Genomic DNA, 14,134 nt, shown 5'->3' with positions numbered 1-14,134 from the left:
CCCAAGCGTAGACGCATTTCACCCCGAGCCGCCCGGAACTACCGCGGTCCCGGTTCGATGCCGAGCGCGGGGGTCCAGCGGCGCACGGTACTGCCCTTCAGACCGGGGTAGTTCTGGACCCGGTGCCACTGCGGTGTCGTCGAGCCGACCCCGTCGCCCGAGGCGCCGAGGGCGTCGATGTGGGCCTGTGCGCTCTCCCACTCGGCGTAGTTGAAGACCCGGGTCCCGTCCGTACTGACGTGGAAATGCGCCGCGATGCCGCCGGGTGCCGGGGCGGGGTCGGAGTCGAGCGCCTCGAACACGGCGTCCACCCAGGCCCGTTGGCGGGCCGGGTCAGGTCCGTCGAACTCGACGTCGACGCTGACGACGCAGCCGGTCTCCCGGCTGTCGTCCTCCTTCGCACCGGAGCGGTACAGCTCGAACGCACGCAGCCCGACCCGCTCGATGCCGGGCACCGCCGCGTCGATCTCGGCGACCCGCTCGTCACGGCCGGTGCGGGCGAACTCCCGGTGGGCGGCCTCGTCGGCCCACCGGCTGTAGTTGAGCAGGCTCTTCCCGTCATCGCCGGCCAGGACGCCGTACGAGAGCAGCCCGGGGTGCGGCCAGTCCCGGGACCCCCAGGCGGCGCGGACGGCCTCGACCGTGCGGCGCTGCCGTTCGGGGGTGCCGACGTTCCAGGTGCTGACCTTGACGATCCCCGTACCGGAAGGGGTGAGTGCGGGACGGGAGGTGAAGCGTACGGACGGCGACATGGCGTGATCCTCTCCGGGCGCGCCCCTGCGGTGCGCCCTCGATCATCACCCTCGTACGTCAAGCGCGCTTGAGGTCAAGGCCGGCCTGGCCCTTCCCCGTCCTCGATCCTTCAGCATCTCTTGCCCGTCACCCCAAGCAAAACTAAGTGGACCGGCACGGACCGGGCATCGAGACTGCGAACATGACATCCCACACCACCAGGCCTTTCGGCCGCGCCCTCTGCGCCATGATCACCCCGTTCAGCGCCTCCGGTGACCTGGACCTGGACGCCGCCCGCCGCCATGCCACGGGGCTCGTCGCCGACGGCTGCGACGGCCTCGTGCTCAGCGGCACCACAGGCGAGTCGCCGACCACGACGGACGCGGAGAAGACGGCGCTGCTACGGGCCGTCCGGGAGGCGGTCGGCGACTCGGTCCCGCTCGTCGCGGGTGTCGGCAGTGCCGACACCCGGCACACGGTCCGGCTCGCGCAGGAGGCCGAGGCCGCGGGGGCGGACGGGCTGCTGGTGGTGACCCCGTACTACAGCCGCCCCCCGCAGACCGCCGTCGAGGCGCACTTCCTCCGCGTCGCGGAGGCCACGGGCATCGGGCTGATGCTGTACGACATCCCCGGCCGCACCGGTACGAGGATCGAGCCCGCGACGTTGCTGCGCCTGGCGGAACATCCACGCGTGGTGGCGGTCAAGGACTGTTCGTACGATCTGTCGGCGGCCACCAAGGTGATGACGCGGACCTCGCTGGCGTACTACTCGGGCTGCGAGGAGCTGAACCTCCCGCTGTACGCGCTTGGCGGGGCCGGCTATGTCAGTACGGTCGCCAATGTGATCCCGCGTCGGATGCGGGCCGTGCTGGACGCGTTCGACGCCGGTGACACCACCGGGGCGGCCCGTCTCAACGGGCTCACCGCCCCTCTGGTCGAGGCCCTGATGGCCAGGGGCCTGCCGGGCACGGTCACGGTGAAGGCGCTGCTCGACGCCGGCCCGGTCCGCGAACCGCTGCAGCCCGCCGACCGCGAGGCGGTCGACGGGCTGCGTGCGGCGTACGAGGAGCTTCTGGCGGCTACTGCCTAGTTGTGGCTGTGCAGCACGTCGTTGAGGCCGTCCCAGACCGCGTTGTTCGGGCGGGCCTCGACGGCGCCGGTGACCGAGTTGCGGCGGAAGAGGATGTTCGAGGCGCCGGAGAGCTCGCGGGCCTTGACGACCTGTCCGTCCGGCATGGTGACCCGGGTGCCGGCCGTGATGTACAGCCCGGCCTCGACGACGCACTCGTCGCCGAGCGCGATCCCGATGCCGGCCTCGGCACCGATCAGGCAGCGCTCCCCGATGACGATGCGCTCCTTGCCGCCGCCGGACAGCGTGCCCATGGTGGACGCGCCACCGCCGACGTCGGAGCCGTTGCCGACGACGACGCCCGCGGAGATGCGGCCCTCGACCATGGAGGTGCCGAGCGTGCCGGCGTTGAAGTTGACGAAGCCCTCGTGCATCACGGTGGTGCCCGAGGCCAGGTGCGCCCCGAGCCGCACCCGGTCGGCGTCGGCGATCCGCACGCCCTTGGGCGCGACGTAGTCCGTCATCCGGGGGAACTTGTCCACCGAGGTGACCTGGAGGTGCAGTCCCTCGGCACGGGCGTTGAGCCGGACCGTCTCCAGGTCGTCGACGGCCACCGGGCCGAGCGAGGTCCAGGCGACGTTGGCGAGGAAGCCGAACATCCCGTCGAGGCTCTGGCCGTGCGGCTGGACGAGGCGGTGCGAGAGCAGATGCAGCCGCAGGTAGGTGTCGTGCGCGTCGAGCGGCTTGTCGTCGAGAGAGGAGATGACCGTGGACACGGCGACGACCTCCACCCCACGGCGCGCGTCCACACCGATGGCCTTGGCCGCGCCCTCGCCGAGACGGTTCACCGCCTCCTCGGGGCTGAGGCGCTGCGTCCCGGCCGGGCCGGGCTCGGCGGAGAGCTCGGGGGCGGGGAACCAGGTGTCGAGGACGGTGCCGTCACCGGCGATGGTGGCGAGGCCGGCGGCGACGGCGCCGGTGGTGCGGGCGGAGCCCTGGGAAGTCGTGTCGGTCATGAACAGAACCTAACCGCCCGAGCCCCGCCCGGGCGAACCGGTCTCAGCTGCCGGAGCCGTTCGGACGTCCGGCTTTACCGGAAGCATCGGGTCGGGCCGCCGTCCGCCGGGACACCGCCTGACCGGGCTCAGCGGGCCGCTCCGTCCACCACCCTGGCCAGCATCTCCCTGGTGTACTCCGGGTCGAAGTCACCCCCGGTGAGCAGCACTTGGAGGCTGATCCCGTCCAGCAGGGCCGTGAGTGCCCGCGCGGTCGCCCGGTCGGTGCGGTGGGCGATCAGCACGGCCAGTGCGTCGGCCCACTCGGCGGCGACCGGCTGCAGGGCGGGCCTGCGCAGGGCCGCGAGGTAGAGCTCGTACTCAAGTGTCAGCGGTCCGCGGCCTGCCCCGAACCACTCCCCCAGCAGCCGGGTCAGCTCGTCGGCCAACGGGACCGCGGGGTCGGAGATGTACGGGCTCTCGCGCACCGTCCGGGCGAAGCTCTCGTTGCACCGGCGCAACGCGGCGACCAGCAGTTCGTCGAGGGAGGCGAAGTGATAGGTCGTCGAGCCCAGCGGCACATCGGCCTCGGCGGCCACCGTGCGGTGGCTGAGCCCACCGATGCCCTGCTCAGCGACGACGCGCATGGCCGCATCGATGATCCGTTCGCGCCGCTCGGGGTCGTACCGGCGGACCATCAGTGCGCTCCTCCCAGATTGAGGACGACGACCCCCGCGATGACCAGTGCGATGCCCGCCAGCTTGGCGAGGCCCGCGGTTTCGCCCATCCAGAGAATGCCGATGGCAGCGACGGCGGCCGTGCCCGTCCCCGCCCAGATGGCATAGGCGGTGCCGATCGAGAGGGTCTTGAGGGTCTGGGCCAGCAGAGCGAACGCCAGCACGTAGCCGACGACGGTGATGAGCGAGGGCCACAGCCGGGTGAACCCCTCGCTGTACTTCATGGCGGTCGTCCCGGCCACCTCCGCCGCTATCGCCGCGGCCAGCATTCCGTATCCCATACGTACGAGCGTACACAGCGTTGCGTACGGGCGTACACAACAACGGAACACCCATATCGTGACCGGCTGGGAAGGGATCAGGAACCGATGCGGGGGGCCGGGACCACGGGACGCTACGGTGTCCGCACCGACAGGCCCGGACGGAGACCGGACAACGGCCCGGCCGGAGACCGGGCAACGGCCGGATGACGCCCGGACGGCACCGAACACACGACACGAACAACGGAGCAGTGGTGGCGCAGGACGCAGGGTGGGGCGGGGGCGCCTACGGGGGCGCGGCGTACGGCGGAAGTCCCTACGGGGGGCCACCGGGATGGGGCGGCTGGACGCCCCCGCCGAAGCCGGGGGTGATACCACTCGCCCCGCTGAGGCTGGGGGACGTGCTGGGCGGGGCGTTCGCCACGATAGGCAGGTACTGGAAGCAGCTGCTCGGCATGGCCGCCACGCTCTACGGCGGCGCCGCGCTTCTGATGACGACGGCGGTGGCCGTCGCCTATTCCGCCGTCTCCGACCACCTGGACCGGGTGGTCTCCCTCGACTACGGCGAGAGCGCTTCCTCCGAGGACATCGCCGCGCTCGTGACGGCGGGCGGCGTCCTGGCACTGCTGGGTATCGCCACCATGGCGATCGTCTCCGGCCTGATGTACGCGGTGGTGCCGGCCGTGCTCCAGGAGGCGGTCCTGGGCAGGCCCGTCGCCTTCGCGGCGCTGTGGCGCAAGGCCTGGAGCCACGTCGCCCCCGTGATCGGCACCCTGATCATCACCTCCCTGTTCGCGATCGTGCCGGCGCTGCTCGTCCTGGCGGTCTTCGTCGCGGCGGTCATCTCCCTCATCACTCTGGACGGTGGCGGCGGGGCTGCCGTCGCCATGTCGCTGGGCGTCATCGGCGTGCTGGTGACCGGGCCGCTGGCGGTCTGGCTCTGGATAAAGGTCTGCCTGGCACCGGCGGCCGTGGTCTTCGAGGGCCGGCGCCCCTTCGCCGCACTGCGCCGCTCCTCCGAACTGGTGCACGGCGACTGGTGGCGGATCTTCGGCATCACCCTGCTGGCCGGCCTGATAGCGGGGGTGGCCGGCTATGTCGTCCAGCTCCCGTTCTCCTTCCTCGGACTGTTCCCCGGCATGGTCGGGACCGCGTCACTGGACAACGACCCCAGTCCCACAGCCGTGATGGTCGCGGTGAGCGGCTATCTGGTCGCGAGCCTGCTGGGCCAGCTCGTGAGCCAGATCTTCTCCACGACCTTCCCGCAGCTGGTGACCGGTCTGCTCTATGTCGACCGGCGGATACGGACGGAGAACCTGGGCCCGGCCCTGGCCGAGGCCGCGGGCGTCCCCCCGCAGGGCCCTGTTCCTCCGCCGTACGGACCGGTCCCTCCGCCCTACGGAGGCGGCGCCCCGCAGTGGTGACCTCGGACGCGGCCCGCCGGCTCCCGTCGCACTGCCACGCGCGGACAGGCGCGGGCCGGGGACAGCCGCTCGCGCAACACCGCTTCCAGGGTGGCGGGTTCGCGGCCGATCAGGGTGGCCAGCGTCGGGTCGACGGCTGAGAACTCCCCTGCACGGGCGGCGGCGAATATGCCCAGCAGGTGACTCGCCACCTCCGGGGGGACACCCCGGCCCACTGTCTGCTCCAGAAACTGGTCGTCGGGCGCGGTGACCCGCGCGACGGGGCGGCCGGTGATCTCGGTCGCGAGGGCGGCGATGTCGTCGAAGGTGAGCGCCTGCGCCCCGGCGAGCGGCGGCGTGGGGCCGTCGAAACGCCCCTCGTCGGCCAGGACGGCGGCGGCCGCGTCCGCGAGGTCGGCGTGCGCGGTCCAGCTGACCGGCCCGTCCGCGGGGAGCACGATCCGGCCGGATTCCAGTGCCTGCCCGAGGAACAGCGCCGCGCTGGCGGCATAGAAGCCGTTACGCAGCGAGGTCCACGGCACACCACTGGCGCTGAGCACCTTCTCGGTGGCGTCGTGGTCGCGGCAGGACTGGAAGTGCGAGGACGCACCGGCCCCCATCTGGCTGGTGTAGAGGATGCGGCGGGCACCGGCCGCGACGGCTCCCTCGATCGCGGTGCGGTGCTGCTCGACGCACTCGTCGCCCATCTTGTCGACGGAGACGATGAGGACCTGGGAGGCGCCCTCGAAGGCATGGGCGAGACCGGCGGGGTCGGTGAAGCTGCCCTGCCGCACCCGCACGCCCCGGTCGGCGAACGCCTGCGCCTTTCGCGGGTCGCGGACACTGACGCCGACCTGGTCCGCCGGTACCCGCCTGAGCAGGCTCTCGACGATCAGACGGCCCAACTGCCCGGTGGCTCCGGTAACGATGATCATGATGCGCTCCTCCGTACGGGCACAGCTGTGGCCCTGCTCCGTGGTTCCGGTGACTCCAACCCGGTTTCCAATGGAATCGTCTTCACGTTACCACCGATACTAACACCGGAACCACCGACGCGGTATCATCGATCCATGCCCACACCTTCACGCGGCAGGGACGGCACCACCGTCAAGGCCGACACCGCATCCCCGGGCCGGGAGCAGACCCGGCAGCGGGTCATCGAGGCCGCCATCGATCTGCTGACACGCGGGGGGCGCGACGCGGTCACCACGCGCGCGGTCGCCGATGCCGCGGGCCTTCAGCCGCCCGCCATCTACCGGCTGTTCGGCGACAAGGACGGGCTGCTCGACGCGGTGGCCGAGCACGGCTTCGCCGCGTTCCTCGCCACGAAGCACATCGACCCCGAGCCGCGGGACCCCATAGAGGACCTGAGAGCCGGCTGGGACGTCGCGATCGAGTTCGGTCTGGCGAATCCCGCACTGTTCACACTGATGTACACCGATCCCACCAGGACCGATTCGGCGGCCTTCAGGACCGGCCTGGAGATCCTGATGGGCCGGGTCAAGCGTCTGGCCGCCGGTGGCTGGCTGCGTGTCGGTGAGGAGCTCGCCGCCCAGACCATCCACGCCACGGCGCGCGGCGCTGTGCTCACCTGGCTGTCCCTGCCGGAGGACCGGCGCGACCCCGCACTGTTCACCACGCTGCGGGAGTCCATGGTCACCGCCGTCACCAATCAGGAGCCGGCCGTGCGGGGCGGGGGCCCGGCGGGCGCCGCCCGCGCCCTGCGTGCCCTGCTGCCCGAAGATTCACCCCTCAGCAGCGCGGAGCGGCATCTCCTGGGGGAATGGCTCAACCGCCTCGCCAGCGACGGCTGATGGCGATCGGACGGTCCCGCACCCAGGGTCTTCGAGAAGTTCACCGCGACGTGAGCCACGCCGCGAGCACGCTACCGGCGGTGGTCGTGAGCGCTGCCACCAGCCATCCAGGAACGCGCTGAAGGGTCAAGTGCAGTCCGCCGCAACGGAGTTCGAACTGCGGCAGCTGGCGGGTCCGGTTCGTCTCTCGACTCATGAGAGCAGTTCAGCATGCCCGCCGTCGCGCACGCCGTTGACCTTCCCCACTGCTCACCCTTTTCGCAGTGACCGGATATTGATAAGTCGCCAAGCGTGCGGCCTGTGGCTCACATGAGCAGAAGAACGATTCCCCATAGCCTCCAAGCCCCCGGCCCGACGCAGCGGGTGGGCATACGAAAACGGCCCCCGGCCGGTGCCGGGAGCCGTTCACAAAGTGCAGAAAGCCCAGGACCTCAGGAACCCCGGGCCGCCATGGATCAGACGTTGAAGCCGAGCGCGCGAAGCTGCTCGCGACCGTCGTCGGTGATCTTGTCCGGTCCCCACGGCGGCATCCAGACCCAGTTGATCCGGAGCTCGTTGACGATGCCGTCCGTCGCGGACTTCGCCTGATCCTCGATGACATCGGTCAGCGGGCAGGCCGCGGACGTCAGCGTCATGTCGAGGGTGGCGATGTTGGCGTCGTCGATGTGGATGCCGTAGATCAGGCCCAGGTTGACGACGTCGATCCCCAGCTCGGGGTCGACCACGTCGTACAGCGCCTCGCGGACCTCCTCCTCGGAGGCCGGCTTGGTGGTGAGAGTCTCGTTGTCGCTCATGTGGTCTTCCCTTCGGACAGCGCCTGCGCCGTCGCGTCCTTCCACGCCATCCAGCTCAGCAGCGCGCACTTGACCCGGGCCGGATACTTGGAGACACCGGCGAACGCGACCGCGTCCTCCAGCACCTCCTCCATCGCGTCGTCCGGCTCCAGCTGGCCCTTGGACTGCATCAGTTCCAGGAACGACTCCTGGATCTTCTGCGCCTCGCCGAGCTGCTTGCCCACCAGCAGCTCGTTGAGCACGGAGGCGCTGGCCTGGCTGATGGAGCAGCCCTGGCCCTCGTAACTGACGTCGGCGATGGTGTCGCCGTCGTACTTCACGCGGAGCGTGATCTCGTCGCCGCACGTCGGGTTGACGTGGTGCACCTCGGCGTCGCCGTCCCGCAGGCCACGCCCGTGGGGGTGCTTGTAGTGGTCCAGGATCACTTCCTGGTACATGGAATCAAGCTTCACCAGTCAACCCTCTGCCGTCTAACCGAAAAAGTTCCGCACATACTCAAGACCGTCCACCAGAGCATCGACCTCGGCAGGCGTGGAGTACAGATAGAACGACGCTCGCGTCGTCGCAGGAATTCCGTACCTCAGGCAGACGGGCCGTGCGCAGTGGTGCCCGACGCGGACGGCGATGCCCTGCTCGTCGAGTACCTGGCCCACGTCGTGGGGGTGGATGTCGCCGAGCGTGAAGGAGATCGTCGCACCGCGGTCCTCGGCCGTCGCCGGGCCGATGATCCTGAGATCGGGCACCTCCAGGAGCCGCCTCACCGCGTACTGCGTGATGGCCTGCTCATGGCGGTGGATGTTCTCCATGCCGATCGAGGAGAGGTAGTCCACGGCCGCGCCGAGGCCGACGGCCTGCGCGATCGGGGGCGTGCCCGCCTCGAACTTGTGCGGCGCGGGGGCGTACGTCGACGAGTGCATCGACACGGTCTCGATCATCTCGCCGCCACCGAGGAACGGCGGCAGGTCCTCCAGGAGCTCCTGCCGTCCCCAGAGCACGCCGATGCCGGTCGGGCCGACCATCTTGTGGCCGGTGAAGGCCACGAAGTCGGCCTGCAGCGCCTGCACGTCGAGCACCATGTGCGGCGCCGCCTGCGAGGCGTCGATGCAGACCAGCGCGCCGACCTGCTGGGCGCGGCGGATGATCTTCTCGACCGGGTTGATCGTGCCCATGATGTTGGAGACGAGGGTGAAGGAGACGATCTTCGTCTTCTCGGTGATGATCTCGTCGATGTCGGACAGGTCGAGACGGCCGTCGTCCGTGATGCCGAACCACTTCAGCTTCGCACCGGTGCGCTGCGAGAGCAGCTGCCACGGAACGATGTTGGAGTGGTGCTCCATCTCCGTGGTGACGATCTCGGTGTCGCTGTCGACCCGATAGGGCTCGTCCGCCCACCCGAGCATGTTGGCGACGAGGTTCAGCGACTCCGAGGCGTTCTTGGTGAAGATCACCTCGTTGCGGCTGGGTGCGTTGATGAAGGCCGCGACCTTGTCGCGAGCGCCCTCGTAGAGCGCCGTGGCCTCCTCCGCGAGCACGTGCACCCCACGGTGGACGTTGGCGTTGTGCCGCTCGTAGTACTCGTTGAGGGCGTCGAGCACCTGGCGCGGCTTCTGCGAGGTCGCCGCGTTGTCCAGGTACACGATCTTCTTGCCGTCGTGGACCGCGCGGTCCAGGATCGGGAAGTCCTTACGGATCGCCTCCGTGTCGAGGAGGCCGGAGAGCCCCGGTCGGGCGTCAGTCACGCGACTTCCCCTCCTGAGTTCGCTCCGCTCACGGGGCCACCCTTCGTGTAGGCCTCGTAGCCCTCGTTCTCCAGCGTGTCGGCGAGCTCGGCACCGCCGGACGCGGCGATGCGGCCGTTGGCGAAGACATGCACGAAGTCGGGCTTGATGTACTTGAGGATGCGCGTGTAGTGCGTGATCAGCAGGGTGCCGACCTCGCCGGACTCACGGACCCGGTTGACGCCTTCGGAGACGGTCTTCAGCGCGTCGACGTCCAGACCGGAGTCGGTCTCGTCGAGGATCGCGATCTTCGGCTTGAGGAGCTCCAGCTGAAGGATCTCGTGGCGCTTCTTCTCACCGCCGGAGAAGCCCTCGTTGACGTTGCGCTCGGCGAAGGCCGGGTCCATCTGGAGGTCGGACATCGCCTCCTTGACCTCCTTCACCCAGGTACGCAGCTTGGGGGCCTCACCGCGGACGGCGGTGGCGGAGGTGCGCAGGAAGTTGGAGACCGAGACGCCGGGGATCTCGACCGGGTACTGCATGGCGAGGAACAGGCCGGCGCGGGCCCGCTCGTCCACGGACATCTCCAGGACGTCCTCGCCGTCGAGGGTCACCGTGCCACTCGTGATCGTGTACTTGGGGTGACCCGCGAGCGAGTACGCGAGGGTGGACTTGCCGGACCCGTTCGGGCCCATGATGGCGTGGGTCTCGCCCTGCTTCACGGTCAGGTCGACGCCCTTGAGGATCTCCTTCGTGGCGTTGTCGGCCTCGACGGAGACGTGCAGGTCGCGGATTTCAAGCGTTGCCATGGGTGACTCAGGACTCCTGGGTGACGGAGACGAGCACATCGTCCCCTTCGATCTTTACGGGGTATACGGGGACGGGGCGCGTCGCGGGAAGGCCGGACGGCTTGCCTGTGCGCAGGTCGAAACTCGATCCGTGCAGCCAGCACTCGATCGAGCAGTCCTCCACCTCGCCCTCCGAGAGCGAGACGTTCGCGTGCGAGCAGATGTCGTTGATCGCGAACACCTCACCCTCGGTGCGGACGACGGATACCGGCGTGCCGTCGAGCTCCACCCGCTTCGGGGTGTCGTCCTCCAGCTCACTCAGCGCACAGGCTTTGACGAAGGCCATCAGACCGACGCCTTCAGCTCGGTCTCGATCTTGTCGAGCAGACGGGCCTCGACGTCCGGCAGACCGATCTGCTGGACCAGCTCCGCGAAGAAGCCGCGCACGACGAGACGGCGGGCCTCCTCGGCGGGGATACCACGGGACTGCAGGTAGAACAGCTGCTCGTCGTCGAAGCGGCCGGTCGCCGAGGCGTGGCCCGCGCCGACGATCTCGCCGGTCTCGATCTCCAGGTTCGGTACGGAGTCGACACGGGCACCGTCGGTGAGAACCAGGTTCCGGTTCATCTCGTAGGTGTCGGTGCCCTCGGCAGCGGCCTGGATGAGCACGTCACCGATCCAGACGGCGTGGGCGTCGTCGCCCTGGAGCGCGCCCTTGTACACCGCGTTGGACTTGCAGTGCGGGGTGTTGTGGTCGACCAGGAGGCGGTGCTCCTGGTGCTGGCCCTTGTCGGTGAAGTACAGACCGAAGAGCTCGGCCTCGCCGCCGGGGGCGGCGTAGGCGACCCGGGGGTGAAGACGGACGAGGTCCCCACCGAAGGTGACGATGATCGACTTGAAGGACGCGTCACGCCCGACCAGCGCGTTGTGCTGGCCGACGTGGACGGCCGTGTCGGCCCAGTCCTGCACGGAGACGACGGTCAGCTTGGCGCCGTCACCCAGGACGTAGTCGACGTTGGCCGCGAGAACGGCGTCGCCGGTGTGGTCGATGACGACGACGGCCTCGGCGAAGGCGCCCAGCTCGATGACCTGGTGGCCGTAGGCCACGCCGCCCTCGCCGTGCACGGTGATCCGGACCGGCTCGCTGAGCACGGCCTCCTTCTCGACCGTGACGACCGAGGCGTGCTGGAAGGAGGAGTACGCCTGGGCGGCGACGCGGTCCACCGGGGTGCCCGCCTTGCCGAGCCGGGCGTCGTCCCGGCCGACGGTCTCGACGGTGACGCCGGAGGGCGCCTCGACGACGACCTTGACCCCGTCACCGGTGGCGACGGCGGTGCCGTCGTGCAGACCGCGCAGCCGCTCCAGCGGGGTGAACCGCCATTCCTCCTCCCGGCCGTGCGGGACCGGGAAGTCCGCGACGTCGAAGGACGGGGGCGCGCTCATGCGCGTGGCGACGGTGGACTCGGCCGCCACCGCGATGGAACCGGCGGTGGTGGAGCCCACCGGGGAAATCTGAGCCTCAGCCATGGCTGTCGTAGTGCTCGCTTTCTCAGTCAAGAACTCTTCGGGATCCGGTCGGCGGGCCTGCTAGCCGACCGAACCCTCCATCTGCAGCTCGATCAGCCGGTTGAGCTCCAGGGCGTACTCCATGGGGAGCTCCTTCGCGATCGGCTCTACGAAGCCGCGCACGATCATCGCCATGGCCTCGAACTCGGTCATCCCGCGGCTCATCAGGTAGAAGAGCTGGTCCTCGGAGACCTTGGAGACGGTCGCCTCGTGACCCATGGACACGTCGTCCTCGCGGACGTCGACGTACGGGTAGGTGTCCGAGCGCGAGATGGTGTCCACGAGCAGCGCGTCGCACAGCACGTTGGACTTGGCGCCCGGCGCACCCTCACCGATCTCGATGAGACCGCGGTAGGAGGTACGGCCGCCGCCTCGCGCCACCGACTTGGAGACGATGTTGGAGGAGGTGTTCGGGGCCATGTGGACCATCTTGGCGCCGGCGTCCTGGTGCTGGCCCTCGCCCGCGAAGGCGATGGACAGGGTCTCGCCCTTGGCGTGCTCGCCCATCAGGTAGACGGCCGGGTACTTCATGGTGACCTTGGAGCCGATGTTGCCGTCGACCCACTCCATGGTCGCGCCCTCGTACGCCACGGCGCGCTTGGTGACCAGGTTGTAGACGTTGTTCGACCAGTTCTGGATGGTCGTGTAGCGGCAGCGGCCGCCCTTCTTCACGATGATCTCGACGACCGCGGAGTGCAGCGAGTCCGAGGAGTAGATCGGCGCGGTGCAGCCCTCGACGTAGTGGACGTAGGCGTCCTCGTCGACGATGATCAGCGTCCGCTCGAACTGGCCCATGTTCTCCGTGTTGATACGGAAGTAGGCCTGGAGCGGGATCTCGACGTGCACGCCCTTCGGCACGTAGATGAAGGAACCACCGGACCACACGGCGGAGTTCAGCGAGGCGAACTTGTTGTCACCGACGGGGATGACGGTGCCGAAGTACTCCTTGAAGAGCTCCGGGTGCTCCTTGAGCGCGGTGTCGGTGTCCATGAAGATGACACCCTGCGACTCGAGCTCCTCGTTGATCTGGTGGTAGACCACCTCGGACTCGTACTGCGCGGCGACACCGGCGACCAGGCGCTGCTTCTCCGCCTCGGGGATGCCGAGCTTGTCGTAGGTGTTCTTGATGTCCTCGGGCAGGTCCTCCCAGGACTCCGCCTGCTTCTCCGTGGACCGCACGAAGTACTTGATGTTGTCGAAGTCGATGCCGGAGAGGTCCGAGCCCCAGTTCGGCATGGGCTTCTTGCCGAACAGCTTCAGGCCCTTGAGCCGGAGCTTCAGCATCCACTCCGGCTCGTTCTTCTTCTCCGAGATGTCGCGGACGACAGCTTCGGACAGGCCGCGCTTCGCCGCCGCGCCTGCCGCGTCGGAGTCGGCCCAGCCGAATTCGTACGTGCCCAGGCCATCGAGCTCAGGGTGGGCAGTCTCCGTAGGGAGCGTCATGCGGGGTTCCTCCCGGCCGTACTTGCAGATGCTGAATGGGTGTTCTGTGAAGTCTGTGCTGCCGTGGGGCTGCTGCGCGGAACGAACGTCGTGCACACCCCGTCGCCGTGGGCGAGGGTGGCGAGACGCTGCACATGGGTCCCGAGCAGGCTGGAGAAGAATTCCGTCTCCGCCTCGCACAGCTGCGGGAACTGCTCGGCTACGTGCGCGACCGGGCAGTGGTGCTGGCAGAGCTGCTCGCCCTGCTGCTGACCCGGTGCGCTGCGCGCCGTGGCAGCGTACCCGTCGGCGGACAAGGCCCTGGCGAGGGCCTCGGTGCGCGCTTCGGGTTCGGCGGCCTCGACCACCGCGCGGTACACCTCCGCCTGGGCGGCCATCCTGGCGCGGGCGAAGGCGATGAGCGCCGCGTCCCCCGCCGTGTCGGCGATCCAGCGCAGTGCGTCGGCGGCGAGCTTGTCGTAGGACTGGTCGAAGGCGTCCCTGCCGCAGTCGGTGAGGGCGAACACCTTGGCCGGACGGCCCCGGGTCCGCGCCCCGTACACCCGCTGTTCGCGGGCTTCGACCACATCGTCGGAGACGAGCGCGTCGAGGTGACGGCGCACGGCCGCCTGTGTCAGACCGACGCGCTTGGCCAGATCGGCCACGGTGGACGGGCCGTGGTCCAGGATGGAGCGCGCGACTCGGTTGCGCGTCGAGCGCTCACCGGTCGCGAGTTCCTCCTGAGGAGCCTCGCCATCGTATTTCACAACGCCATTGTTGCGTAATTCCTTCGGGCGTGACAACCCGCCCCGGAGCCGGGCGCGGTGCCCTTCATC

Annotated in this window: 16 protein-coding genes; 3 read left to right on the top strand and 13 right to left on the bottom strand. The window is 69.3% G+C overall.

The genetic code is table 11. The features are described 5' to 3' along the window. Window positions 1–38: 38 nt before the first annotated feature. Window positions 39–752: an antibiotic biosynthesis monooxygenase gene (locus AB0C75_RS05675; protein WP_362887389.1), complete on the bottom strand. Its 714-nt coding sequence runs from the start codon at window positions 750–752 to the stop codon at window positions 39–41. Between the two features lie 182 nt (window positions 753–934). Here AB0C75_RS05675 and dapA point away from each other — a divergent pair, with 182 nt between their 5' ends. Continuing rightward, the gene (gene dapA / locus AB0C75_RS05670) at window positions 935–1,822 is read left to right on the top strand and encodes a 4-hydroxy-tetrahydrodipicolinate synthase (protein ID WP_362887387.1); all 888 of its coding nucleotides are present in this window, start codon (window positions 935–937) and stop codon (window positions 1,820–1,822) included. Here dapA and dapD read toward each other — a convergent pair. The 3 genes from dapD to AB0C75_RS05655 all read right to left on the bottom strand — a co-directional run bounded on the left by dapD (window position 1,819) and on the right by AB0C75_RS05655 (window position 3,814). Continuing rightward, complete coding sequence (gene dapD / locus AB0C75_RS05665) at window positions 1,819–2,817, bottom strand: 2,3,4,5-tetrahydropyridine-2,6-dicarboxylate N-succinyltransferase (protein ID WP_362887385.1); 999 nt, start codon at window positions 2,815–2,817, stop codon at window positions 1,819–1,821. The two genes, dapA and dapD, sit on opposite strands and share 4 nt — an antisense overlap. A gap of 128 nt (window positions 2,818–2,945) precedes the next feature. Next, window positions 2,946–3,494 (bottom strand): TetR family transcriptional regulator, encoded by a 549-nt coding sequence (locus AB0C75_RS05660; protein WP_362887383.1) that lies wholly within the window; start codon window positions 3,492–3,494, stop codon window positions 2,946–2,948. Beyond that, complete coding sequence (locus tag AB0C75_RS05655; protein WP_362887381.1) at window positions 3,494–3,814, bottom strand: multidrug efflux SMR transporter; 321 nt, start codon at window positions 3,812–3,814, stop codon at window positions 3,494–3,496. The genes AB0C75_RS05660 and AB0C75_RS05655 overlap by 1 nt, the downstream gene beginning before the upstream one ends. Before the next feature lie 233 nt (window positions 3,815–4,047). On the opposite strand from AB0C75_RS05655, the gene AB0C75_RS05650 reads away from it, so the two are divergent. Beyond that, the gene (locus AB0C75_RS05650) at window positions 4,048–5,217 is read left to right on the top strand and encodes a hypothetical protein (RefSeq protein ID WP_362887379.1); all 1,170 of its coding nucleotides are present in this window, start codon (window positions 4,048–4,050) and stop codon (window positions 5,215–5,217) included. On the opposite strand, the gene AB0C75_RS05645 is transcribed toward AB0C75_RS05650, so the two are convergent. Beyond that, window positions 5,190–6,131: an SDR family oxidoreductase gene (locus tag AB0C75_RS05645; protein ID WP_362887377.1), complete on the bottom strand. Its 942-nt coding sequence runs from the start codon at window positions 6,129–6,131 to the stop codon at window positions 5,190–5,192. The two genes, AB0C75_RS05650 and AB0C75_RS05645, sit on opposite strands and share 28 nt — an antisense overlap. Before the next feature lie 135 nt (window positions 6,132–6,266). On the opposite strand from AB0C75_RS05645, the gene AB0C75_RS05640 reads away from it, so the two are divergent. Continuing rightward, window positions 6,267–7,010, top strand: coding sequence for a TetR/AcrR family transcriptional regulator (locus AB0C75_RS05640; RefSeq protein ID WP_362887375.1), 744 nt, complete (start codon window positions 6,267–6,269; stop codon window positions 7,008–7,010). A gap of 455 nt (window positions 7,011–7,465) precedes the next feature. Here AB0C75_RS05640 and AB0C75_RS05635 read toward each other — a convergent pair whose 3' ends face one another. From AB0C75_RS05635 to AB0C75_RS05600, 8 genes are read right to left on the bottom strand one after another with little or no spacing between them, the layout of a single operon-like run. Next, entirely contained in the window at window positions 7,466–7,804 is a 339-nt protein-coding gene (locus AB0C75_RS05635; RefSeq protein ID WP_093539690.1) for a metal-sulfur cluster assembly factor, read from the bottom strand. Then, window positions 7,801–8,256, bottom strand: coding sequence for a Fe-S cluster assembly sulfur transfer protein SufU (gene sufU / locus AB0C75_RS05630; protein ID WP_362887373.1), 456 nt, complete (start codon window positions 8,254–8,256; stop codon window positions 7,801–7,803). Before sufU ends, AB0C75_RS05635 begins: the two co-directional genes overlap by 4 nt. An 18-nt stretch (window positions 8,257–8,274) precedes the next feature. After that, window positions 8,275–9,543 carry a cysteine desulfurase gene (locus tag AB0C75_RS05625; RefSeq protein WP_362887371.1) on the bottom strand — a complete coding sequence of 423 codons (1,269 nt, stop codon included), beginning with the start codon at window positions 9,541–9,543 and terminating at the stop codon, window positions 8,275–8,277. Beyond that, window positions 9,540–10,331 carry a Fe-S cluster assembly ATPase SufC gene (sufC, locus tag AB0C75_RS05620; protein ID WP_362887369.1) on the bottom strand — a complete coding sequence of 264 codons (792 nt, stop codon included), beginning with the start codon at window positions 10,329–10,331 and terminating at the stop codon, window positions 9,540–9,542. The genes AB0C75_RS05625 and sufC overlap by 4 nt, the downstream gene beginning before the upstream one ends. A 7-nt stretch (window positions 10,332–10,338) precedes the next feature. After that, window positions 10,339–10,656, bottom strand: coding sequence for a bifunctional 3-phenylpropionate/cinnamic acid dioxygenase ferredoxin subunit (locus AB0C75_RS05615; protein WP_018555702.1), 318 nt, complete (start codon window positions 10,654–10,656; stop codon window positions 10,339–10,341). Then, the gene (sufD, locus tag AB0C75_RS05610; protein ID WP_362887367.1) at window positions 10,656–11,837 is read right to left on the bottom strand and encodes a Fe-S cluster assembly protein SufD; all 1,182 of its coding nucleotides are present in this window, start codon (window positions 11,835–11,837) and stop codon (window positions 10,656–10,658) included. Before sufD ends, AB0C75_RS05615 begins: the two co-directional genes overlap by 1 nt. A gap of 60 nt (window positions 11,838–11,897) precedes the next feature. Continuing rightward, window positions 11,898–13,319 carry a Fe-S cluster assembly protein SufB gene (gene sufB, locus AB0C75_RS05605; RefSeq protein WP_103514278.1) on the bottom strand — a complete coding sequence of 474 codons (1,422 nt, stop codon included), beginning with the start codon at window positions 13,317–13,319 and terminating at the stop codon, window positions 11,898–11,900. Then, on the bottom strand, window positions 13,316–14,065 hold the full coding sequence (locus AB0C75_RS05600) for a metalloregulator ArsR/SmtB family transcription factor (protein ID WP_362887365.1): 750 nt from the start codon (window positions 14,063–14,065) through the stop codon (window positions 13,316–13,318). The genes sufB and AB0C75_RS05600 overlap by 4 nt, the downstream gene beginning before the upstream one ends. Window positions 14,066–14,134: the final 69 nt, after the last annotated feature.

The sequence above is a fragment of the Streptomyces sp. NPDC048565 genome, assembly GCF_040650935.1.
GTDB lineage: Bacteria > Actinomycetota > Actinomycetes > Streptomycetales > Streptomycetaceae > Streptomyces.
This window is presented reverse-complemented; position numbering and strand designations above follow the sequence as displayed.

Coding starts and splice junctions, on each gene's coding strand:
- sufB (WP_103514278.1), bottom strand. CDS start 13,319: ATGACGCTCCCTACGGAGACTGCCCACCCTGAGCTCGATGGCCTGGGC.
- dapD (WP_362887385.1), bottom strand. CDS start 2,817: ATGACCGACACGACTTCCCAGGGCTCCGCCCGCACCACCGGCGCCGTC.
- dapA (WP_362887387.1), top strand. CDS start 935: ATGACATCCCACACCACCAGGCCTTTCGGCCGCGCCCTCTGCGCCATG.
- AB0C75_RS05675 (WP_362887389.1), bottom strand. CDS start 752: ATGTCGCCGTCCGTACGCTTCACCTCCCGTCCCGCACTCACCCCTTCC.
- AB0C75_RS05615 (WP_018555702.1), bottom strand. CDS start 10,656: ATGGCCTTCGTCAAAGCCTGTGCGCTGAGTGAGCTGGAGGACGACACC.
- sufC (WP_362887369.1), bottom strand. CDS start 10,331: ATGGCAACGCTTGAAATCCGCGACCTGCACGTCTCCGTCGAGGCCGAC.
- AB0C75_RS05640 (WP_362887375.1), top strand. CDS start 6,267: ATGCCCACACCTTCACGCGGCAGGGACGGCACCACCGTCAAGGCCGAC.
- AB0C75_RS05660 (WP_362887383.1), bottom strand. CDS start 3,494: ATGGTCCGCCGGTACGACCCCGAGCGGCGCGAACGGATCATCGATGCG.
- sufD (WP_362887367.1), bottom strand. CDS start 11,837: ATGGCTGAGGCTCAGATTTCCCCGGTGGGCTCCACCACCGCCGGTTCC.
- AB0C75_RS05645 (WP_362887377.1), bottom strand. CDS start 6,131: ATGATCATCGTTACCGGAGCCACCGGGCAGTTGGGCCGTCTGATCGTC.
- AB0C75_RS05635 (WP_093539690.1), bottom strand. CDS start 7,804: ATGAGCGACAACGAGACTCTCACCACCAAGCCGGCCTCCGAGGAGGAG.
- AB0C75_RS05655 (WP_362887381.1), bottom strand. CDS start 3,814: ATGGGATACGGAATGCTGGCCGCGGCGATAGCGGCGGAGGTGGCCGGG.